Annotated in this window: 21 protein-coding genes; 19 read left to right on the top strand and 2 right to left on the bottom strand. The window is 71.5% G+C overall.

Going from position 1 to position 21,986, the window contains the following annotated elements:
* Positions 1-104 precede the first annotated feature (104 nt).
* Positions 105-1,631 (top strand): beta-xylosidase, encoded by a 1,527-nt coding sequence (locus ACWEOE_RS19640; protein WP_452010944.1) that lies wholly within the window; start codon positions 105-107, stop codon positions 1,629-1,631.
* Here the strand turns inward: ACWEOE_RS19640 and ACWEOE_RS19635 are convergent.
* Positions 1,555-2,151 (bottom strand): B-4DMT family transporter, encoded by a 597-nt coding sequence (locus ACWEOE_RS19635; RefSeq protein ID WP_452010942.1) that lies wholly within the window; start codon positions 2,149-2,151, stop codon positions 1,555-1,557. The two genes, ACWEOE_RS19640 and ACWEOE_RS19635, sit on opposite strands and share 77 nt — an antisense overlap.
* A gap of 81 nt (positions 2,152-2,232) precedes the next feature.
* Between ACWEOE_RS19635 and ACWEOE_RS19630 the strand changes: the two genes are divergently transcribed.
* Genes ACWEOE_RS19630 through nusB form a run of 3 tightly spaced genes read left to right on the top strand, consistent with a single transcriptional unit; the run spans position 2,233 to position 4,396 of the window.
* Positions 2,233-3,330 carry a M24 family metallopeptidase gene (locus ACWEOE_RS19630; RefSeq protein ID WP_452010941.1) on the top strand — a complete coding sequence of 366 codons (1,098 nt, stop codon included), beginning with the start codon at positions 2,233-2,235 and terminating at the stop codon, positions 3,328-3,330.
* A 44-nt stretch (positions 3,331-3,374) separates the two neighbouring features.
* A complete protein-coding gene (efp, locus tag ACWEOE_RS19625) occupies positions 3,375-3,938 on the top strand; it encodes an elongation factor P (RefSeq protein ID WP_452010938.1) in 564 nt (187 codons plus the stop codon).
* Positions 3,938-4,396, top strand: coding sequence for a transcription antitermination factor NusB (nusB, locus tag ACWEOE_RS19620; protein WP_452010935.1), 459 nt, complete (start codon positions 3,938-3,940; stop codon positions 4,394-4,396). Before efp ends, nusB begins: the two co-directional genes overlap by 1 nt.
* A gap of 382 nt (positions 4,397-4,778) precedes the next feature.
* Here nusB and bldD read toward each other — a convergent pair whose 3' ends face one another.
* Positions 4,779-5,267, bottom strand: a complete 489-nt coding sequence (gene bldD / locus ACWEOE_RS19615) for a transcriptional regulator BldD (RefSeq protein WP_003096372.1) — start codon at positions 5,265-5,267, stop codon at positions 4,779-4,781.
* A gap of 261 nt (positions 5,268-5,528) precedes the next feature.
* Between bldD and pyrR the strand changes: the two genes are divergently transcribed.
* The 15 genes from pyrR to ACWEOE_RS19540 form a co-directional block, all read left to right on the top strand.
* On the top strand, positions 5,529-6,143 hold the full coding sequence (gene pyrR, locus ACWEOE_RS19610; RefSeq protein ID WP_452010932.1) for a bifunctional pyr operon transcriptional regulator/uracil phosphoribosyltransferase PyrR: 615 nt from the start codon (positions 5,529-5,531) through the stop codon (positions 6,141-6,143).
* Positions 6,140-7,072: an aspartate carbamoyltransferase catalytic subunit gene (locus ACWEOE_RS19605; RefSeq protein WP_452010930.1), complete on the top strand. Its 933-nt coding sequence runs from the start codon at positions 6,140-6,142 to the stop codon at positions 7,070-7,072. The genes pyrR and ACWEOE_RS19605 overlap by 4 nt, the downstream gene beginning before the upstream one ends.
* A complete protein-coding gene (locus ACWEOE_RS19600) occupies positions 7,069-8,361 on the top strand; it encodes a dihydroorotase (RefSeq protein WP_452010928.1) in 1,293 nt (430 codons plus the stop codon). The genes ACWEOE_RS19605 and ACWEOE_RS19600 overlap by 4 nt, the downstream gene beginning before the upstream one ends.
* Positions 8,361-8,876, top strand: coding sequence for a PH-like domain-containing protein (locus tag ACWEOE_RS19595; protein WP_452010925.1), 516 nt, complete (start codon positions 8,361-8,363; stop codon positions 8,874-8,876). Before ACWEOE_RS19600 ends, ACWEOE_RS19595 begins: the two co-directional genes overlap by 1 nt.
* Positions 8,873-10,006: a glutamine-hydrolyzing carbamoyl-phosphate synthase small subunit gene (carA, locus tag ACWEOE_RS19590; protein ID WP_452010923.1), complete on the top strand. Its 1,134-nt coding sequence runs from the start codon at positions 8,873-8,875 to the stop codon at positions 10,004-10,006. The genes ACWEOE_RS19595 and carA overlap by 4 nt, the downstream gene beginning before the upstream one ends.
* Entirely contained in the window at positions 10,006-13,335 is a 3,330-nt protein-coding gene (gene carB, locus ACWEOE_RS19585) for a carbamoyl-phosphate synthase large subunit (RefSeq protein ID WP_452010921.1), read from the top strand. Before carA ends, carB begins: the two co-directional genes overlap by 1 nt.
* Positions 13,332-14,180 (top strand): orotidine-5'-phosphate decarboxylase, encoded by an 849-nt coding sequence (gene pyrF, locus ACWEOE_RS19580; protein ID WP_452010918.1) that lies wholly within the window; start codon positions 13,332-13,334, stop codon positions 14,178-14,180. The genes carB and pyrF overlap by 4 nt, the downstream gene beginning before the upstream one ends.
* Positions 14,181-14,287: 107 nt before the next feature.
* Positions 14,288-14,605 (top strand): integration host factor, actinobacterial type, encoded by a 318-nt coding sequence (gene mihF / locus ACWEOE_RS19575; protein WP_003096398.1) that lies wholly within the window; start codon positions 14,288-14,290, stop codon positions 14,603-14,605.
* Positions 14,602-15,279, top strand: coding sequence for a guanylate kinase (gmk, locus tag ACWEOE_RS19570; RefSeq protein WP_452010915.1), 678 nt, complete (start codon positions 14,602-14,604; stop codon positions 15,277-15,279). Before mihF ends, gmk begins: the two co-directional genes overlap by 4 nt.
* A gap of 23 nt (positions 15,280-15,302) precedes the next feature.
* Complete coding sequence (gene rpoZ / locus ACWEOE_RS19565; RefSeq protein ID WP_220247522.1) at positions 15,303-15,554, top strand: DNA-directed RNA polymerase subunit omega; 252 nt, start codon at positions 15,303-15,305, stop codon at positions 15,552-15,554.
* Positions 15,547-16,785, top strand: coding sequence for a bifunctional phosphopantothenoylcysteine decarboxylase/phosphopantothenate--cysteine ligase CoaBC (coaBC, locus tag ACWEOE_RS19560; protein WP_452010913.1), 1,239 nt, complete (start codon positions 15,547-15,549; stop codon positions 16,783-16,785). Before rpoZ ends, coaBC begins: the two co-directional genes overlap by 8 nt.
* A gap of 81 nt (positions 16,786-16,866) precedes the next feature.
* Complete coding sequence (metK, locus tag ACWEOE_RS19555; RefSeq protein ID WP_452010910.1) at positions 16,867-18,069, top strand: methionine adenosyltransferase; 1,203 nt, start codon at positions 16,867-16,869, stop codon at positions 18,067-18,069.
* A gap of 102 nt (positions 18,070-18,171) precedes the next feature.
* The gene (locus ACWEOE_RS19550; protein ID WP_452010907.1) at positions 18,172-20,307 is read left to right on the top strand and encodes a primosomal protein N'; all 2,136 of its coding nucleotides are present in this window, start codon (positions 18,172-18,174) and stop codon (positions 20,305-20,307) included.
* Between the two features lie 209 nt (positions 20,308-20,516).
* A complete protein-coding gene (locus ACWEOE_RS19545) occupies positions 20,517-21,065 on the top strand; it encodes an N-acetyltransferase family protein (RefSeq protein ID WP_452010905.1) in 549 nt (182 codons plus the stop codon).
* 43 nt (positions 21,066-21,108) lie between these two features.
* Positions 21,109-21,986, top strand: an 878-nt coding sequence (locus tag ACWEOE_RS19540; protein WP_452010903.1) for an IS630 family transposase, incomplete at its 3' end; no start/stop codon positions are given.

Below are 21,986 nucleotides of genomic sequence, written 5' to 3'. Positions count from 1 at the left end.
AGCGGTTCGGCGAAGCCATCGAGGCCGAACTCCTTGCCCTCGAACACCCGACAGCTGGGGATGCGTTCACCCAACCGGGTTAGGGACCGTTAGACTTCGCCATCATGCACCCGTTCCGTGGCGGGGGTCGGCGACCCGTTCGAGCCCTGTTCGCCTTGGCGTTGTCCGGGGTCGTGGTGGCGGGGTGCACCGACAGCTACGCGTCGCAGGCGGACGGGCCCGGGCATCCCGGCATCGCGGGCGGAAAGCAGGCCCCGGTGAAGCCACCGCGGCAGGCCAACGTGCCGCTGAAGACGGCGGACAGCCGCCAGAGCCCGGGTGTGGTCGCCGCCGGTGCGGCCGACGCGGTGTACAACTACGGCCCCACCGCGATGGTCGAGAACGGCAAGACCCGCCTGTGGTGGTGCAGCCAGTACGGCAGCGCGGTCCCGCCGGGCGACGACATCCTCTACGCCGAGGCGCCTTCGGCCGACGGCCCGTTCACCGGACCGGGTGGTGGCGCCCCGATCGCCGTGCTCTCCGGTGCGCCGGGCAACTTCGACGGCGTGCACACCTGCGACCCGTCCGTGCTGCGGGTCGGCGGCACGTACTACCTCTACTACACCGGAGCGGCGGGCGATCACGCGCTCGGCAACGCCATCGGCCTCGCGACCAGCTCCGACGGCATCCACTGGACGCGTGCGGCGGGCGGGAAGCCGATCCTCGGGCCTTCGCACGACGTGCACCGCGACAACGTCTACGGCGCCGGCCAGCCCTCGGTCGTGTTCCTCGACGGCTGGTACTACCTGATGTTCACCGACACCACCGGCCGCGCGGCCGGGTGGAACGGCGCGGGCCAGTTCGTGATCCGCTCCCACGACCCGGCGTTCCGCGGCGGCGTGGAAGCGTTGGGGGAGAAGGGTTTCGTGCCCGTCGCCGGCACGAACGCGCCGCGGGAGCGATCGGTGGTCGACGGGTTCAGCGCGGACCTCGAATGGGTCGGCGCGCTCGACGCGTTCGTGATCGCCCACGAGACCGCGACCGGCACCAGCCTCACCTTCTGGGACCGCGACTTCAAGATCCAGCCCTACACCCCGCTGGTGATCCCCGGCGTCTGGAAGGAAGGCCCCGGCCTCGTCCGCCGCCCCGACGGGCACGCGCCCACGTCGGTCACCGACCCGTGCGACACCGTGTCGTTCGACGTCGTGCGCGCGACCGTGACCGGCGGCGCCGGCGCCCCGACCGGGCTCAAGCACTTCGGGCTCGACGTGCCCGGCGCGGGCGGCTGCTCCAGCCCCGACCGGGTGGCCACCACGTTCGACGGTGTCGCGATGCCGTCGCCCGACCGCCGGATGGACCTGTTCCGCCGCGGTGTGCGCATCCGCGTGGACCGCCGCTCGGTGGCCGCCGCGCTCGCCGGCGAGGTCGTGGACCGGCCGCTCGCACCGGTCGAGGGCCTGCCCGTGAAGGCGACGCTCAAGTCCGCGACTCCGGTGGTGCACTCGCCCGGCGACGGGTTCGGCGTGGTCCTCGGCAACGAGCTCTACGGCCTGCCCGACACCACGATCGTGGGCCTCAACGGGGCCGCGGTGACGGAGATCGACCCGCGACAGTGGGCCGCCTACGCGCCCGGGCTCCCGCTGGGCGGCTGACCGGCGACGCCTTCTGCCGAGGCTCCTCGACCGAAGCGGGTTCCGGCAGCTCGAGCTGTCCCGACTGGCTGCCCGACCCGTCGTCGGAATCGTCTTCTTCCGGCTCCCCCTCGGGTTCCTCGGCGGGCGGGCGCCGCACGCGCGAGCCGACGAACAGCCCCAGCCCGGCCGGCACCAGCACCAGCAGCGCCGAGAACGCCGCGCCTCCGGTGAGCGCCGCGCCCAGCTCCGACGTGCCGGTCTGGTCCACGAACGCCGCGCGGCCGATCACGTACAGGATGCCGGACACCACGCCCGCCACCAGCGACGCGATGAACCAGGCCCGACCGCGGTCGGGTTTGCCGCGCCAGCCGTCGATCGCGCTCCACAGCGCCGCGACGCCCACGAGCACGGCGAGCGTGACGGAGGTGATCACCGTCTGGCCGGTCGGGTGGAACACGGACCACTTGGCGAGCAACGTCAAGGCGGCCGCGTGCACGACGGCCATGACCAGCCCGCGAGTCAACCAGGCACCCAGCATGGACGGAGTGTAGGTGCCACCGGGTGAACGCCGTGTGGTCGGAGGTCGGGGCCGCCGGGTCGGCGTGGCTAAGCTGGCCGGGTGCCTGAAACCCACGCCCACCGTCGCGGCGCGCTGCGGTCCCTGATCACCGAGTCCGGGGTCGACGCGCTGCTGGTCACCGACCTGCTCAACATCCGCTACCTCACCGGGTTCACCGGATCCAACGCCGCGCTGCTCGTGCACGCCGGCGGCGAGGCGCACACCGTGTTCTGCACCGACGGCCGCTACACGACCCAGTCGGCGGCCGAGGTGCCCGACCTCGAGCGCGTGATGGGCCGCGCGAGCGACCGCGTGCTCGCCGATTTCGCCGCCCGCGCCCACACCACCTACGGGCGCACCGGGTTCGAGAGCCAGCACGTGAACGTCGAGCAGCACGAGGCACTCACCGTGCGCTTCGACAAGGTGTCGCTGGTCCGCACGCCGGGGCTGGTCGAGCGCCTGCGCGAGGTGAAGGACGAGGTCGAGGTCGCGGCCCTGCGCTCGGCCTGCGCCGCGGCCGACCGCGCGCTCGCCGACCTGCTCGCTTCCGGAGGCCTGCGGGCCGGGCGCACCGAGCTGGAGGTGGCGCGCGACCTGGAGAACCGCATGCTGGAGCACGGTTCGTCGGAGCCGTCGTTCGCCACGATCGTGGCCACCGGGCCCAACTCGGCCATCCCGCACCACCGGCCCACCGGCGCCGAGCTGCGCGAAGGCGACTTCGTGAAGATGGACTTCGGCGCGACGGTCGACGGCTACCACTCCGACATGACCCGCACGTTCGTGCTGGGCAAGGCCGCCGACTGGCAGCGCGAGCTCTACGACCTGGTCCACAGCGCCCAGGCGGCGGGCACCGCGGCCGTGTTCCCGGGCGCCGATGTGTCCGAAGTGGACGCCGCGGCCCGCTCCGTGATCGCCGCCGCGGGGCGCGCGGACGAGTTCGCGCACGGCCTCGGGCACGGCGTCGGGCTCGAGGTGCACGAGGCGCCCAGCCTCGCTACCACGGGCGTCGGTACACTGACCGCCGGTATGGCGGTCACCGTCGAGCCCGGCGTGTACCTGGCGGGGCGCGGTGGCGTGCGCATCGAGGACACGCTCGTCGTGCGGGACTCCGGGCCCGAACTCCTCACCCTGAGCACCAAGGACCTCGTGGCCGTCTGAGACGGGCCGCGGACGAAGAGATCGACACAGGAGACCGAAAGCTCGTGGCCACCACCAACGACCTGAAGAACGGGCTCGTCCTCAACCTCGAGGGCCAGCTCTGGACCGTCACCGCGTTCCAGCACGTCAAGCCGGGCAAGGGCGGTGCGTTCGTGCGCACCACGCTCAAGCACGTGCTGACGGGGAAGGTCGTCGACAAGACCTTCAACGCCGGCACGAAGGTCGAAACGGCCACCGTGGACCGCCGGAACATGACCTACCTGTACAAGGACGGTCAGGACTTCGTGTTCATGGACGGCGACACCTACGACCAGATCACGGTCCCGGCCGAGGTCGTGTCGGACAACGCCAACTACATGCTCGAGAACACCGAGGTCCAGGTCGCGGTGCACGAGAACGAGCCGCTGTACGTCGAGCTGCCGACCTCGGTCGAGATCGTCATCCAGCACACCGACCCGGGCCTGCAGGGCGACCGCTCGACCGGCGGCACGAAGCCGGCGACGCTGGAGACCGGCGCCGAGATCCAGGTGCCGCTGTTCGTCTCGACCGGCGAGAAGATCAAGGTCGACACGCGTGACGGCCGGTACCTCGGCCGCGTCTCGAACTGATGGCGGACAAACAGCAGCCGCACCCGAACCGCGGCGGTGCGATCAGCCGGCGCCAAGCCCGTCGGCGCGCCGTCGAGATGCTCTACGAAGCCGCGCAGCGCGGCACCGACGCGGTCACCCTGCTGGCCGACCGGGTCGGGTCCACCGAAGTCGATCCGGTCGCCGACTACACGATCACCGTGGTCGAGGGCGTCACGGCCCACCGCGAGCAGGTCGACGAGCTGCTCGCCGAGCACGCGCAGGGCTGGACGCTCGACCGCATGCCGGCGGTCGACCTGGCGGTGCTGCGGGTGGGCGTCTACGAGATGCTCTGGTCTTCCGACGTGCCCGACCCCGTCGCGATCGACGAGGCCGTGGGCCTGGCGAAGGAGCTGTCCACGGACGACTCGCCGCGGTTCGTCAACGGCGTCCTCGGGCGCATCGGCACGATCGCCGACCGGCTCAGGGCGGTGCTCTAGCCCGCTGCACAAAGCCTGAAACCGCCGAAGGCCGCGAGCTCCGTTTCCGGAGCCGCGGCCTTCGGCGTTGTGCTGATCTGCCCCCAGGAAGCCTCACGAGTGGGGTCCGGAAGAGGTCTTCGTCACACCTCGCGCTTCGGTGCGGGTGCCGGGCCGTGATCGAGCTCGCCCGGGCGTCGCCCGGTGAACCGGGTTCACCGTCACGGCAACCCGGAAGCGCTAGCCCGAACGGGTCACGCGCCGGAACGCCTCATGCGGGTGCGAGGGGACGGCCACGGCGGTGTTGATCACCGTCCGCAGCCGGGCCGGCGGGTGTCCGAGGCCAGTGGGTGTTTCCGGTGCCCCGCCGAAAACACCCACCGCGTCGGGCAACCGCCGCCCATCAGTCTTCTTTGGACGGACGGGCCTCGGGCGGCAGGACGCCCCAGTCGATGAGCTGTTCGGTGAGCTCACCGGGGGTCATGTCGTAGATGATCGCGAGCGAGCGCAGGTCCTCGGTGCGGATGGAGAGCACCTTGCCGTTGTAGTCGCCGCGCTGGCTCTGGATCGTGGCCGCGTACCGAGCGAGCGGGCCGACCTTTTCCGCGGGCAGCTGCTGCAGCCGCTCGAGGTTGATCACGATCTTCGTGGCGGGCTCGGCACCCGAGGGCACGCGGCCCTCCGGCAGCAGTTCGACCACCGGTACACCGTAGAAGTCGGCCAGTTCGGCCAGCTTCTGCACGGTGACGGCGCGGTCGCCACGCTCGTACGAGCCGACGACAACAGCCTTCCAGCGGCCGCCCGACTTCTGCTCGACCCCGTGCAGCGAGAGGCCCTGCTGCTGGCGGATCCCGCGGAGCTTGGCCCCGAGCGCCTTGGCGTAATCGCCCATCTGGTGGTTCTCCGTTTCCTCACCCCCACGCCGGTCGTGGTGACCGGTCAGGGGACTCCTCGAGTCGAATACTCAGAGTAATGGTTACGCATAGTTGTCACCAGGTCAAGCAGAAGGTCTTCGTACCTGGTCGCGGACGTGGGCACACCACCCGGAAGGCTGATTGACCACCCCTGCTACTGTCGGTGCGATTTCCCCGCACAAGCTGGGAGTCGACGTCCTTTAAGGACCCGTCCAGAGAGGCGGGGAAGGAGGTCCGCCTTGTCGTCACGTCCGCGTGGCGCGGCGGAACCGGTCGGGGAGCGCGAGCTTCTTTCGGCCGGCGATGTCGCGCGCACGATCGCCCGGATGGCCCATCAGGTCATCGAGAAGACCGCACTCGGTGCGAGCGCTTCCGGTGACCCCGGCTCACCCGGTGAACCACCCGTACTGCTGGGTATCCCGACCCGCGGTACGCCGCTCGCCACCCGGCTGGCCGGGAAGATCGGCGAGTTCTCCGGCGTCGTCCCCCCGGCGGGTGCCCTCGACGTCACCCTCTACCGAGACGATCTGCGCCGCCGTCCGCCCCGCGCGCTCGAGCAGACGCAGCTGCCGTCCGACGGCATCGACGACCGGGTGGTGATCCTGGTCGACGACGTGCTGTTCTCCGGCCGCACCATCCGCGCCGCCCTCGACGCCCTGCGCGACCACGGCCGCCCGCGCGCCGTGCAGCTGGCAGTGCTCGTCGACCGCGGCCACCGCGAGCTGCCGATCCGCGCCGACTACGTCGGGAAGAACGTGCCCACCGCGCGGGCCGAGGGCGTGTCCGTGCTGCTGTCCGAAACGGACGGGCGCGACGCGGTCCTGCTCCGCGCGCCGGAAGGAGAATCCCGGTGAAGCACCTGCTCGCCACCGACGGTCTGGACGCCGAGGCCGCCACGGCCGTCCTCGACACCGCCGACGAGCTGAAGCACACGCTGCTCGGCCGGGAGGTCCGCAAGCTGCCGACGCTGCGCGGCCGCACGGTGATCACCCTGTTCTACGAGAACTCCACCCGCACGCGTGTGTCGTTCGAGATCGCCGGGAAGTGGATGAGCGCCGACGTGATCAACGTCTCGGCGTCGAGCTCCTCGGTGAACAAGGGCGAGTCGCTGCGGGACACCGCGCTCACGCTCGCGGCGGCCGGCGCCGACTGCGTGATCATCCGCCACCCCGCCTCGGGCGCGGCCCACCGGCTCTCGGGCTGGCTCGCCCCGGCCGGCACGGCCGTGGTCAACGCGGGCGACGGCACCCACGAACACCCCACGCAGGCGCTGCTCGACGCCGCGACCCTGCGCGAGCGGCTCGGCTCGCTGAAGGACCGCCGGATCGCGATCGTCGGCGACGTGCTGCACAGCCGCGTCGCTCGCTCGAACATCCACCTGCTCGCCACCCTCGGCGCGGAGGTGGTGCTCGTCGCGCCGCCGACGCTGCTGCCCGTCGGTGTGGAAACCTTGCCGGTCACGGTCTCGCACGACCTCGACGCCGAACTGCCGGCCGTCGACGCCGTGATGATGCTGCGGGTCCAGGCGGAGCGCATGCACGGGGGCTTTTTCCCGTCATCGAGGGAGTACTCCATCGCCTACGGGTTGTCCGAGCGGCGCCAGAAGCTGCTGCCGGACCACGCCGTGGTGCTGCACCCCGGCCCGATGCTGCGTGGGATGGAGATCGCCTCGGCGGTCGCCGACTCCCCGTCCTCGGCCATCACCGAACAGGTCCGCAACGGCGTCCACGTGCGCATGGCGGTCCTCTACCACCTGCTGGCCAGTGAAGGAGCTGCCGCATGACGCCCCCGCTCGTGATCAAGGGCGCCCGCCCGTACGGCGAGGGCGAGCCGGTCGACGTCCTCGTGCGGGACGGCGTGATCACCGCGATCGGCACCGTCGAGGTCCCGGAAGACGCCGAGGTGCTCGACGCCGGCGGCCAGGTGCTGCTGCCCGGCTTCGTCGACCTGCACACCCACCTGCGCGAACCCGGCCGCGAGGACACCGAGACGATCGACACCGGCTCGGCCGCCGCGGCGCTGGGCGGCTACACGGCCGTGTTCGCCATGGCCAACACCGACCCGGTGGCCGACAACGCGCTCGTGACCGACCACGTGTGGCGGCGCGGGCAGGAGGTCGGCCTGGTCGACGTGCACCCGGTCGGCGCCGTCACGGTGGGGCTCAAAGGCGAGAAGCTCGCCGAGCTCGGCACGATGGCCAAGGGCAAGGCGGCCGTGCGCGTGTTCTCCGACGACGGCGTGTGCGTGGCCGACCCGCTGCTGATGCGCCGCGCGCTCGAGTACTCGACCGCGCTCGACGCCGTGGTCGCCCAGCACGCCGAGGAACCGCGGCTCACGGTCGGCGCGCAGGCCAACGAAGGCGAGAACTCCGCGCGCCTGGGCTACCCGGGCTGGCCGGCGTCGGCCGAGGAGTCGATCGTCGCGCGCGACTGCCTGCTGGCGCTGCACGCGAAGGCGCGCCTGCACGTGTGCCACGTGTCCACCTCGGGCACCGTCGACGTGCTGAAGTGGGCGAAGGAGCGCGGTACCAAGGTCTCCGCCGAGGTCACGCCGCACCACCTGCTGCTCACCGACGAACGCCTCGAGACCTACGACCCGGTCAACAAGGTGAACCCGCCCCTGCGCACCGGCGGCGACGTCGAGAAGCTGCGCGCGGCACTGGCCGAGGGCGTGATCGACTGCATCGCCACGGACCACGCGCCCCACGCCGTGCAGGACAAGGACACCGAGTGGAGCGCCGCGCGCCCGGGCATGCTCGGGCTGCAGACCGCGCTGTCGGTCGTGGCGCGCGCGATGGTGGAGACCGGCCTGCTCGACTGGCGCGGTGTCGCCCGGGTGATGAGCGAGCGGCCCGCCGCGATCGGCAACCTGCCCGACCACGGCCGCCCGATCGAGGTCGGCGAGCCGGCCAACCTCACGCTCGTGGACCCGGCCGCCGAGTGGACCGTGCGCGGTGGCGAGCTGGCCAGCATCTCCGCGAACACCCCGTACGAGGGAATGCGGCTGCCCGCCGTGGTGACGGCCACCGTGCTGCGCGGGCGGATCACCGCGCGCGAAGGGAAGATCTGCTGATGGACCGGTTGCTCCTCACCCTGGGGATCGTCGTCTTCTTCCTTCTGTGCCTGTGGGGTATGTGGGTGGGCTGGCGGCGCAAGTCGCGCTCGCAGAGCGCCCAGGTGCCGCCGTTCCCCGCTATTCCGGGGGAGCCCGGTGAGATCCTGCTGGAGTCGACCGGGCTCTACGTCAGCACGACCACCGCGGGCCACTGGCAGGAGCGCATCGTGACCCGCGGCGCGGGGCTGCGCACCGGCGCGGTGTGGCGCCTGCACCCGGGCGGCATCGCGGTGGAACGTGGTGGCGCGCCCGACTTCTGGATCCCGCGCGACGCCGTCACCGGGATCCGCCGCGACTCGAGGATCGCCGGGAAGGTGATGGGCACCGACGCGCTGCTCGTCCTGACCTGGCGCCTCGGAGACGTCGACCTCGACACCGGTTTCCGCGGTGACGACCTCGACGACTATCCACAGTGGATCGAACAGCTTTCCCCCGACAACTCGGATCACGACATCTTGGGAGGTGCCCAGTGAGCACCGCGAACGGCACTCGCGGCCCCGCCGCCCTGGTTCTGGAGGACGGCCGGGTCTTCCGCGGCGCGGCCTACGGCGCGCGCGGGCGGACGCTCGGCGAGGCGGTGTTCTGCACCGGCATGACCGGCTACCAGGAGACCCTCACCGACCCGTCCTACCACCGGCAGATCGTGGTGCAGACCGCGCCGCAGATCGGCAACACCGGCTGGAACGACGAGGACGACGAGTCGGCCCGCATCTGGGTCTCGGGTTACGTGGTGCGCGACCCGGCCCGCACGCCGTCCAACTGGCGCAGCAAGCGCGGTCTCGACGAGGAGCTGGCCCGCCAGGGCGTCGTCGGCATCTCCGAGGTCGACACGCGCACGCTCACCCGCCACCTGCGCGAGCAGGGCGCCATGCGCGCCGGCGTGTTCTCGGGCGACGCGCTGGGCACCGACGAGCAGATGGTCGCCGAGGTCCTGGCGAGCCCGCAGATGAAGGGCGCCGACCTCGCCGGCGAGGTTTCCACGGACAAGGCGTACGTGGTCGAGGCCCAGGGTGAACGGCGCTTCCGCGTGGCCGCGCTCGACCTCGGCATCAAGTCCAACACCCCGCGCCTGATGACCCAGCGGGGCCTGGAGGTCCACGTGCTGCCGTCGTCGACGAGCGTCGAAGAGCTGCTGGCGGTCGAGGCCGACGGCGTCTTCCTCTCCAACGGCCCGGGCGACCCGGCGACGACCGAGCACGCCACCGCGCTGACGAAAGCCGTGCTGGAGCGCGAGATCCCGCTGTTCGGCATCTGCTTCGGCAACCAGATCCTCGGCCGCGCGCTGGGGCTGGGCACGTACAAGATGCGCTACGGCCACCGCGGCATCAACATCCCGGTGATCGACGTGGCCACCGGCCGCGTCGCGATCACCGCGCAGAACCACGGCTTCGCCCTCGAAGGCGAGCCGGGTCAGCGGTTCGAATCGCCCTACGGTGCCGCGCAGATCAGCCACTACTGCCCGAACGACGACACGGTCGAGGGTGTGCGCGCCTTCGACGTGCCGGCGTTCTCGGTGCAGTACCACCCCGAAGCCGCGGCCGGACCGCACGACGCGGCGCCCCTGTTCGATGAATTCGTGACCCTGATGGAGAAGAAGGCCTGATGCCGAAGAGGACTGACATCCAGCACGTGCTGGTGATCGGCTCCGGGCCGATCGTGATCGGGCAGGCCGCCGAGTTCGACTACTCGGGCACGCAGGCCTGCCGGGTGCTGCGCAGCGAAGGCCTGCGCGTGAGCCTGGTGAACTCGAACCCGGCCACCATCATGACCGACCCCGAGTTCGCCGACGCCACCTACATCGAGCCGGTCACGCCGGACTTCGTGGAGAAGGTCATCGCGCAGGAACGGCCCGATGCCATCCTCGCGACCCTCGGCGGGCAGACGGCGCTCAACTGCGCGGTCGCGCTGCACGAGCGCGGAGTGCTCGAGAAGTACGGCGTGGAGCTGATCGGCGCCGACATCGACGCCATCCAGCGCGGTGAGGACCGGCAGAAGTTCAAGGACATCGTGCGCACGATCGGCGCCGAGGTCCCGCGCTCGCGGGTGTGCAACACGATGGAGGACGTGCGCGCGACCGTCGCCGAGCTCGGCCTGCCGGTCGTGATCCGGCCGTCGTTCACCATGGGCGGCCTGGGTTCCGGCCTGGCGTTCACGCCCGAGGAGCTGGAGCGGCTGGCCTCCACCGGCCTGAGCGAGTCGCCCGTCACCGAGGTGCTCATCGAGGAGAGCGTGCTCGGCTGGAAGGAGTACGAGCTCGAGCTGATGCGCGACAAGCACGACAACGTCGTGGTCGTCTGCTCGATCGAGAACGTCGACGCGATGGGCGTGCACACGGGCGACTCGGTCACCGTCGCGCCCACGATGACGCTCACCGACCGCGAGTACCAGGTGATGCGCGACGTCGGCATCGCGGTGCTGCGCGAGGTCGGGGTGGACACCGGCGGCTGCAACATCCAGTTCGCGATCAACCCGGACGACGGGCGCATGGTCGTGATCGAGATGAACCCGCGCGTGTCGCGCTCCTCGGCGCTCGCGTCGAAGGCCACCGGCTTCCCGATCGCCAAGATCGCCGCGAAGCTCGCCATCGGCTACACCCTCGACGAGATCCAGAACGACATCACCGGCGAGACCCCGGCGGCCTTCGAGCCGACGCTGGACTACGTCGTGGTGAAGATCCCGCGCTTCGCCTTCGAGAAGTTCCCGGGTGCGGACCCGACGCTGACCACGACGATGAAGAGCGTCGGCGAGGCGATGTCCTTCGGCCGCAGCTTCCCCGAGGCGCTCGGCAAGGCCATGCGGTCGATCGAGACGAAGGCCACCGGGTTCTGGACGCAGCCGGACCCCGAAGGCGCGACCATGGAGTCCACTTTGGACTCGCTGCGCGTGCCGCACGAGGGCCGGCTCTACGAGGTGGAACGCGCGCTGCGCCTGGGCGCCACGGTCGAGCAGGTCCACGAGGCCAGCGGCATCGACCCGTGGTTCGTCGACCAGATCGCGTTGATCGGCGAGGTGGGCGCCGAGGTGCGCGACGCGCCGGTGCTCGACGGCGAACTGCTGCGCCGCGCCAAGCGCACGGGCCTGTCCGACCGTCAGATCGCCGCGCTGCGCCCGGAGCTGGCGGGGGAGGACGGCGTGCGCTCGCTGCGCCACCGCCTCGGCGTGCGGCCGGTGTTCAAGACCGTGGACACGTGCGCGGCCGAGTTCGCCGCGAACACGCCGTACCACTACTCGGCCTACGAGACCGACCCCGCGGCGCAGTCGGAGGTCGTGGCGCAGGGCGGCAAGCCGAAGGTGCTCATCCTCGGTTCAGGCCCGAACCGCATCGGGCAGGGCATCGAGTTCGACTACTCGTGCGTGCACGCCGCGATCGCCCTGCGCGAGGCCGGGTTCGAAGCCGTGATGGTCAACTGCAACCCCGAGACCGTGTCCACCGACTACGACACGTCCGACCGCCTGTACTTCGAGCCGCTGTCGTTCGAGGACGTGCTGGAGGTCGTGCACGCCGAGCAGCAGTCGGGCACCGTGGCGGGTGTGATCGTGCAGCTCGGCGGCCAGACCCCGCTGGGGCTGGCGCAGCGGCTCGCCGACGCCGGCGTGCCCGTGGTCGGCACGCCTCCCGAAGCCATCAACCTGGCCGAGGACCGCGGCGCGTTCGGCGAGGTGCTCGGTGACGCCGGGCTGCCGGCGCCGAAGTACGGCACGGCGACCTCGTTCGAGGGCGCGAAGCGGATCGCCGACGAGATCGGCTACCCGGTGCTCGTGCGCCCGTCCTACGTGCTCGGCGGGCGCGGCATGGAGATCGTGTACGACGAGGAGACCCTCGCCGGCTACATCCGCCGCGCCACCGAGGTCACGCCCGAGCACCCGGTGCTGGTCGACCGGTTCCTCGACGACGCGATCGAGATCGACGTCGACGCCCTGTTCGACGGCGACGAGCTCTACCTCGGCGGCGTGATGGAGCACATCGAGGAGGCCGGCATCCACTCCGGCGACTCCTCCTGCGCGCTGCCGCCGATCACGCTCGGCGCCACCGACCTCGCGGAGGTCCGCCGCTCCACGGAGGCGATCGCCCGCGGGGTCGGCGTGCGCGGCCTGCTGAACGTGCAGTACGCCCTCAAGGACGACGTGCTGTACGTGCTGGAGGCCAACCCGCGGGCGTCGCGCACGGTGCCGTTCGTCTCGAAGGCCACCGCGGTGCCGCTCGCGAAGGCGGCGGCGCTGGTGATGACCGGCTCGACGATCAAGGACCTGCGCGCCTCCGGGGTGCTGCCCGCCGAGGGCGACGGCGGCCGGATGCCGGCCGACTCGCCGGTGGCGGTCAAGGAGGCCGTGCTGCCGTTCCACCGCTTCCGCACGCCCGAGGGCCACGGTGTGGATTCCTTGCTGGGCCCGGAAATGAAGTCCACGGGCGAGGTGATGGGCGTGGACGTGTCCTTCGGGAAGGCGTTCGCGAAGTCGCAGAGCGGGGCGTACGGCTCGCTGCCGACCTCCGGGCGGGTGTTCGTGTCGGTGGCCAACCGGGACAAGCGCTCGATGGTCTTCCCCGTGAAGCGCCTGGCGGACCTCGGGTTCGAGATCCTCGCGACGTCGGGCACCGCGGAAGTGTTGCGGCGCAACGGGGTCGACTGCACCGTGGTGCGCAAGCACTATGAATCGAACACAGCGGGGAGCTCCGGGGACTCGGCGCCGAACATCGTGGACGTGATCCTGGCCGGTGGCGTCGAGATGGTGATCAACACGCCTTACGGCAACAGTGGTCCGCGCGTCGACGGCTACGAGATCCGCACCGCGGCGGTGTCGCGCGACATCCCCTGCATCACCACCGTGCAGGGCGCGGCGGCGGCCGTGCACGGCATCGAGGCCCTCATCCGGGGGGACATCGGGGTGCGCAGCCTCCAGAGCCTCCAGGCGGCGCTGAAGGCCACGAAATGAGCGGGCCCGAGCGGTTCGGAACGCGGCTTTCCCGGGCGGTGGCGGCCCGCGGTCCGCTGTGCGCCGGGATCGACCCGCACCCCGGGCTCATCGAGTCCTGGGGCCTGCCGCTCGACGTGAGTGGTCTGGAACGGTTCGCGCTCGGCGCCACGGAGGCGCTGGCGGCCGCCACGGCGATCGTGAAGCCGCAGTCGGCGTTCTTCGAGGCGTTCGGCCCGCCCGGGGTGGCGGTGCTCGACCGCGTCGTGGACACGGCTCACGACGCCGGTGCGCTCGTGCTGCTCGACGTGAAGCGCGGGGACATCGGGTCGACGATGGCGGCGTACACGGCCGCGTACGTGGCCGACAAGGCCGCGTTCACGGCCGACGCGATCACCGTGTCCCCCTACCTCGGTTTCGGCGCGCTGGATCCCGCCGTGGCCGCCGCGACGGCGGCGGGAAACGGCTTGTTCGTGCTCGCCCGCACGTCGAACCCGGAGGCCCACGAGCTGCAGAGCGCGCGGCTGGCGGACGGCCGCACAGTGGCACAGAGCGTGGTCGACGCGGCGGCCGCGCACAACGCGGGCGCCGGACCGCTCGGCGACGTCGGTGTGGTGGTCGGCGCGACGATCAGCCCAGGTGAGCTGGATCTTTCCCGGCTGGGCGGTCCCGTGCTCGCGCCCGGTTTCGGCGCCCAGGGGGCAACTGTGGCGGACTTACGGGCAGTGTTCGGCGACGGGTTGCCGGGCGTGCTCCCGGCGTCTTCGCGAGACCTTCTGAAGCACGGTCCCGACCCGGTTGCCTTGCGCCAAGCGGTCGTGCGCGTCGCCGAACTGCTCGCGGGGACACGGGAAAAAGACCAATAGCAGGCCCCGGAATCGGTCTCCACCAGCCACCCCCGCATTGTGGCGCCTGCTCAAGGGTGGGTACCGTCGCGTCACCCACCCAGATTTGAGAACTACCGGAGGAAAACGTGGCACTTCCCCAGCTGACAGAGGAACAGCGTGCTGCGGCGCTGGAGAAGGCCGCCGCCGCCCGCCGCATCCGTGCTGAGCTGAAGGAGCGGCTGAAGCGGGGCGGTACCACTCTGGTCGACGTGCTGAAGCAGGCCGAGGAGAACGAAGTCCTCGGCAAGATGAAGGTTTCGGCCTTGCTCGAGGCTCTCCCCGGCGTCGGCAAGGTTCGTGCCCAGCAGACCATGGAACGACTGGAGATCGCGCCCAGCCGCAGGCTCCGCGGGCTCGGCGACCGGCAGCGCAAGGCGCTGCTGGCCGAGTTCAGCGGAGAGTGAGCGGCGTCGGTCAGGACTACCCGGTGATCCGGGGCGCCGACCGCGACGGTGAGCCGGTGGCGGGGGAATCCTCCCGCCACCGGCTCACCGTCGTCTCGGGGCCTTCCGGGGTCGGGAAGTCGAGTGTGGTGGGGGAGCTTCGCAAGCTCGAACCGGACATCTACTTCAGCGTCTCGGTCACGACGCGCGAGCCGCGGCCGGGCGAGGTGGACGGGAGTCACTACCACTTCATCGAGCGCGCCGAGTTCGACCGGATGGTCGAGGACGGACAGCTGCTGGAGTGGGCGGAGTTCGCGGGCAACCGCTACGGCACCCCGCGCGAGCCCGTGGAGCGGGCGCTGGCGGCCGGCCGGCCCGCCGTGCTGGAGATCGAGCTGCAGGGCGCGCGCCAGGTACGGGCGGCCATGCCGGAGGCCCGGCTCGTGATGCTGATGCCGCCGTCGTGGGACGAGCTCGTGGGCCGGCTCACCGGACGCGGCACGGAATCCGAGGCCGCGGTCCAAGCCCGGCTCGCCGAGGCGGAACGCGAACTGGCGGCGGCCGGCGAGTTCGACGAACGGGTCGTGAACGCCGAGGTGGGAGCTGCTGCGCGGCGGTTGCTAGACTTGATTACCGGTGGCGATTCCTCTGCCACCGAGTCCACTGCCGCCGAAATCCTGGACGATACGGAGTAGCACGAGTGGCTGTTCAGCAGTCGATGCTCGAAGAGCTCGAGGGCATCACCAACCCGCCGATCGACGACCTGCTCGAAAAGGTCTCCTCGAAGTACGCGCTGGTGATCTACTCGGCCAAGCGGGCCCGCCAGATCAACGACTACTACGCCCAGCTAGGCGAGGGGCTGCTCGAGTACGTCGGCCCCCTCGTGGAGCCGGGCCCCCGCGAGAAGCCGCTGTCGATCGCGCTGCGCGAGATCCACGGTGGCCTGCTCGAGCACACCGAGGGTGAATGACCCCAAGCCCAGGATCGTCCTGGGCGTAGGTGGCGGCATCGCCGCCTACAAGGCTTGCGAGGTCCTGCGGGGCCTGACCGAGTCCGGGCACGACGTGCGCGTGGTGCCCACCGAGGCCGCGCTGAACTTCATCGGCGCGGCCACCTTCGAGGCCCTCTCGGGACACCCGGTGCACACCGGTGTGTTCACGGAGGTGCCCGAGGTGCAGCACGTGCGGGTCGGCAAGGAGGCCGATCTCGTGCTGATCGTCCCGGCGACCGCCAACCTGCTGGCCAAGGCCGCGCACGGCATCGCCGACGACCTGCTCACCACGACGCTGCTCACCGCCCGGTGCCCGATCGCCTTCTTTCCGGCGATGCACACGGAGATGTGGGAGCACCAGGCCACGCGCGACAACGTGGCGCTGCTGCGCTCGCGCGGCCTGGTCGTGGCCGAGCCCGCCGCCGGCCGGCTGACGGGTGTCGACACCGGCAAGGGCCGGCTGGCCGACCCGGCCGAGATCGTGGACCTGGCCCGCCTGCTGCTCGACGAGCCGCGGGCGCTGCCGCGTGACCTCGAGGGCCTGCGCGTGGTCGTCTCCGCCGGTGGCACGCGCGAACCGCTGGACCCGGTCCGCTACCTGGGCAACCGGTCGTCGGGCAAGCAGGGCTTCGCGCTCGCGCGCGTGGCCGCCCAGCGTGGTGCCCAGGTGACCCTGATCGCCGCCCACACCGCCGAGCTGCCGCAGCCCGCGGGGGCGCACGTGGAGCGCGTGTCGAGCGCGGAAGAGCTGCGCAAGGCCGTGCACGCGGCCGCCGCCGACGCCGACGTCGTGGTGATGGCCGCGGCCGTCGCCGACTTCCGGCCGGCCACCCGTGCCGACCACAAGATCAAGAAGTCCGACGACTCGCCCGACCCCGTGATCACCCTCGACCGCAACGCCGACATCCTCGCCGAGCTGGTCGCGGGCCGCCGCGAGGGCCAGACGGTGGTCGGGTTCGCGGCCGAGACGGGCGACGAACACGGCAGCGTGCTCGACCACGCCCGCACGAAGCTGCGGCGCAAGGGTGCCGACCTGATGGTGGTCAACGCGGTGGGTGACGGCAAGGCGTTCGGCACGGAGGACAACTCCGGCTGGCTGCTCGCCGCCGACGGCACCGAGACGGCGATCCCACAGGTCGCGAAGTCCAGGCTCGCGGCCACAGTGTGGGACGCTGTAACAGACTTGCGCGAACGTCGACTCCAGCACTAGGCCTTCTGGGTAGTGTAGGGCCGTGTAAGGGGTACCTAAGTTCGCGGGTACCGCGCCGAAACCGAGGGAAGTGACGAGGTCGTGACTGCGTCCACCAAAAGGCTGTTCACGTCGGAATCGGTGACCGAGGGCCATCCCGACAAGATCTGTGACGCCATCAGCGACTCGATCCTCGACGGCCTGCTCACCAAGGACCCGCGCAGCCGGGTCGCCGTGGAGACGCTCATCACCACGGGCCAGGTGCACGTGGCCGGCGAGGTGACCACCGAGGCGTACGCCGACATCCCGACGATCGTGCGGGACGTGATCCTGCGGATCGGCTACGACTCGTCGGCCAAGGGCTTCGACGGCAACTCGTGCGGCGTCAACGTGGCGATCGGTTCGCAGTCGCCCGACATCGCGCAGGGCGTGGACATCGCGTACGAGTCGCGGGTCGAGAGCGACGAGGACGAGATCAACCGCCAGGGCGCCGGTGACCAGGGCCTGATGTTCGGCTACGCCTGCTCGGACACGCCCGAGCTGATGCCGCTCCCGATCGCGCTGGCCCACCGCCTCTCGCGCCGGCTGACCGCGGTCCGCAAGGACGGCGTGCTGCCGTACCTGCGCCCGGACGGCAAGACCCAGGTCACCATCGAGTACGCGGGTGAGCAGCCCGTGCGCCTCGACACGGTGGTCGTGTCCACGCAGCACGCCGACGGCATCGACCTCGAGCAGATGCTCGGCGTCGACGTGAAGCAGCACGTCGTGGAGCCGGAGCTGGCCGAGCTGGGCCTCGACACCACCGGCACCCGCCTGCTGGTCAACCCGACCGGCCGCTTCGTGATCGGCGGCCCGATGGGCGACGCCGGCCTCACGGGTCGCAAGATCATCGTCGACACCTACGGCGGCATGGCCCGCCACGGTGGTGGCGCCTTCTCGGGCAAGGACCCGTCCAAGGTCGACCGCTCCGCCGCGTACGCGATGCGCTGGGTGGCCAAGAACGTGGTCGCCGCCGGGCTCGCCGGGCGCGTCGAGGTGCAGGTGGCGTACGCGATCGGCAAGGCCGCTCCGGTGGGCCTGTTCGTGGAGACGTTCGGCACCGAGACGGTGGACCCGACGAAGATCCAGGACGCCATCAGCGAGGTCTTCGACCTGCGCCCGGCCGCGATCATCCGCGACCTCGACCTGCTGCGTCCCATCTACGCGCCGACGGCCGCGTACGGCCACTTCGGCCGCACGGACCTCGACCTGCCGTGGGAGAGCACCGCGCGCGCCGACGCGCTGCGCTCGCTCGCGGGCGCCTGATCCGCTCGTCCGAGGGCCCCCGTCACCACGACGGGGGCCCTCGTGCGTGCCGGTGGTGTTCTGGTGACGGGACCGTCGGTGGGGTCTGGTAGAGATCTCGGGGTGAGCAGCTCCGAACCCGCCCCGCTGTGGGACCTTCCGGAGCCTTCGCGCTCCGCCTCGGAGCCGAAGGCTTCTTCGCCGCGTGCCGGTGCGGCCAAGACCGCGGCCGGGAAGAAAACCGCCGCCGCGAAGAAACCGCCTTCGCGCAAGGGGCAGCAGCAGCCGGCGCCCGAGCTGCCCGTGGCGAAGGTCGTGGTGGACATCCCGCTGGCGCACCTGGACCGCACGTTCGACTACCAGGTGCCCGACAAGCTCCACGAGGCCGCGGTGCCGGGCTGCCGCGTGCGGGTGCGGTTCGCGGGCCAGCTCGTGGACGGGTACCTCGTCGAGCGCACCGATACCACCGAGTACGAGCGCAAGCTGGCGTACCTCGAGCGCGTCACGTCGAGCGAGCCGGTGCTGCCGGCGTCGCTGCACGCCGTGTGCCGGTCGGTGGCGGATCGCTACGGCGGCACGCTGTCCGACGTGCTGCGGCTGGCTCTGCCGCCGCGGCACGCGAAAGCCGAGGGCGAGCCCGCGGCGGAGCCCGCGCCGGTGCCGGAGGTGCCCGACGTGTCGGCCTGGACGCGGTACCAGCGCGGTCCGGCGTTCCTCGACGCCGTGGCCGACGGGAAACCGGCCAACGCGGTGTGGCAGGCCCTGCCGGGCGAGGACTGGCCGCGGCGGCTCGCGGAGGCCGCGGCGGTGGCGGCCTCCTGCGGCCGGGGTGCGGTGCTCGTGGTGCCGGACCACCGGGACCTCACGCGGGTGCACGAGGCTTGCGTCGCGTTGATGGGCGAAGACGCGGTGGTCGCGTTGATCGCCGGGCTGGGGCCGGCTGAGCGGTACCGGCGCTGGCTCGCCGTGCTCCGCGGCGGCGTGCGCGTGGTGGTGGGCACGCGCGCGGCGATGTTCGCGCCCGTGGCCGACCCGGGCCTGTTCGTGGTGTGGGACGACGGCGACGACCTGCACCTCGACCCGCACGCGCCCTACCCGCACGTGCGCGACGTGCTCATGGACCGCGCGCACACCACGAAGTCGTCGCTGCTCGTCGGCGGGTTCGCGCGTACGGCCGAGGCACAGCTGCTCGTGGAGTCGGGCTGGGCGCAGGCGGTGGTGGCCGACCGCGCCGAGCTGCGCAACGCGGCCCCGCGCGTCACGCCGGTGGGCGAGGACTTCGACGTGGCCCGCGACGAGGCCGCCCGCGTCGCCCGGCTGCCGGCAGTGGCGTTCGAGGCGGCGCGCCAGGCGTTCGCGGCCGGGCTGCCGGCCCTCGTGCAGGTGCCCCGGCGTGGTTACGTCCCGGGCTTGGCCTGCGGGAACTGCCGCACGCCCGCGCACTGTCGCCGCTGCGCCGGCCCCCTGGCCCTGCCGGGCGGTTCGGTCGACGGCGCGCCCAAGCCCCCCGCGTGCCGCTGGTGCGGCGTGCCGGAGACCGCGTTCCGCTGCCAGGCCTGCGGCTCCGTGCGGCTGCGCGCGGTGATCGTCGGCGCGAAACGCACGGCGGAGGAGCTCGGGCGCGCCTTCCCGGGTGTTCCCGTGCGCACGTCGGGCGCCACCGAGGTGCTGGCGAGCGTGCCGGGCCGCCCCGCGCTGGTGGTCTGCACCCCCGGCGCCGAACCCGTCGCCGAGGGCGGCTACGGCGCCGCCCTGCTCCTCGACGGCTGGGCCCTGCTCGGCCGGCAGGACCTGCGTGCGGCCGAGGAAACCCTGCGCCGCTGGATGGCCGCGGGTGCGCTGGTTCGCCCCGCTGCCGCGGGCGGGCGCATCGTCGTCGGCGCCGAGGCGGGCCTGTCCGTGGTCCAGGCCCTGGTCCGCTGGGACCCCGCCTGGCACGCCGGCCTGGAGCTCGGCCAGCGCCGTGAGCTGGGTTTCCCGCCCGCCATGCGCATGGCCAGCGTCGAAGGCACCCCCGACGCCGTCGCCTCCGTCCTCGACGACCTGCCGCTGCCGGACACCGGCGAGGTGCTCGGCCCCGTCCCGCTGGGCGATTTCGACGCCGACGGCAACGCCTCCCGCGAGCGCGCGCTGGTCCGCGTGGCCCGCCCGGAGGGCAAGGCCCTGGCCGCTCTCCTGCACGAAGCCTCGGCCCGCCGCGACGCCCGCAAGGCGACGGAACCGGTGCGGATCCAGCTGGATCCGCTGGAGCTCATCTAGCGAAGGATGGCCGGATTGTCCGGACCATTTCGGGTCCGGACCGTTTGGTTTCGACCTCGGTCGGGTAGCTGGACTGCGGGTCGGGGGAGGACTCGGCTCAAGCACGCCCATCGGGGCCCGTATTTGGTTCCGCTGCTCCGTGTGCGCGCCGGGACTGCTGCGTTCGCTGGCTGCACGCTTCCTCCAGGTCCCCTTACGCTGGAGGCGCGATGTTCAGGACCGATCCGCGCGACGCCGACGGCTGCCCGGCCGGTGAAGGGGAGACCGCGCCCACGATCCGCGAAGCCGGTCCCGCGGACGTCGAGGCGCTCGGGGCCGCCTTGGGCGAGCCGAGGTACTTCGCGGACCGGCTCGGGCGACAGGCCGACGGGCTGGGGGTGCTGCTCGCCGCGTGGTGGGCGGGCCGGCCTGTCGGGGACCTGTACGTGTGGCTGGAGGACGCCGAGGAACGCGAGATCCGCCGGCGCCTGCCGAAGGTGCCGTTGCTCATGCACCTGGAGGTGCTGCCGGCGGTGCGCAACCGCGGGGTCGGCCGGGCACTCGTGCTCGCGGCCGAGGACCGGCTGGCCGAGCTCGGTCACCGGCGCGGGGCGCTGGCCGTGCGCACGGACAACACCGACGCGGCCCGCCTCTACCGCCGCCTCGGTTATCAGGACTGGGGACACGGCACGGTCGTCTGCTACGCCGAGCGTTTGCTGGCAGACGGGCGCACCGTGTCCGAAGCCGAGGTGTGCCACGTGCTGGTGAAGAACCTCTAGTGTCCTGAGTCTTAAATTCGTGGCCAGTGTCTAGGATGCTGTGATGCCGAGCCCGAAACTGCCACCGTTGGTGTTGAGCGATGAGGAACGTGAGACGTTGCTGCGGTGGTCGCGTCGGCGGAGCACGGCGCAGGCTCTGGCGTTGCGGTCGCGGATTGTGTTGCGCTGCGCGGACGGTGGCTCGAACTCGGAGGTGGCCACCGAGTTCGGGGTGAAGCGTCACACCGTGGCGAAATGGCGGTCGCGGTTTGTCTCTGACGGGCTTGAGGGCCTGTCGGACGAACCACGACCGGGCGCACCGCGCACGGTCACCGACGAGCGTGTGGAAGCGGTGATCGTGAAGACCCTGGAGCAGTCCCCACCTGATCAGGACACGCACTGGTCAACACGGTCGATGGCCGCGGCCACCGGAATGTCGCAGTCGACGGTGTCACGGATCTGGCGAGCCTTCGGCCTCAAACCACATCAGGTCCAGACGTGGAAACTCTCCAGGGACCCGCAGTTCGTGGAGAAAGTCAGGGACGTGGTCGGTCTGTATCTCGCTCCGCCGGACAACGCGATCGTGCTGTGCGTGGACGAGAAATCACAGATGCAGGCCATCGACCGGACCGCGCCCACGCTGCCGATCATGCCCACCACACCGGCGCGGATGACCCACGACTACGTGCGCCACGGCACGACGAGCCTGTTCGCCGCGCTGGACCTGGCCACCGGGTCGGTGATCGCCCAGCACCACCGCCGGCACCGGCATCAGGAGTTCCTGGCCTTCCTCAAGACCATCGACGCCGCCACCCCGGGTGATCTCGAATTGCACCTGGTCTGCGACAACTACGCCACCCACAAGACCCCAGCGATCAAGAACTGGCTGCTGCAGCATCCACGCTTCCACGTCCACTTCACCCCGACCAGCGCCTCCTGGCT

The sequence above is a fragment of the Amycolatopsis sp. NPDC004368 genome (assembly GCF_053602515.1).
This window is presented reverse-complemented; position numbering and strand designations above follow the sequence as displayed.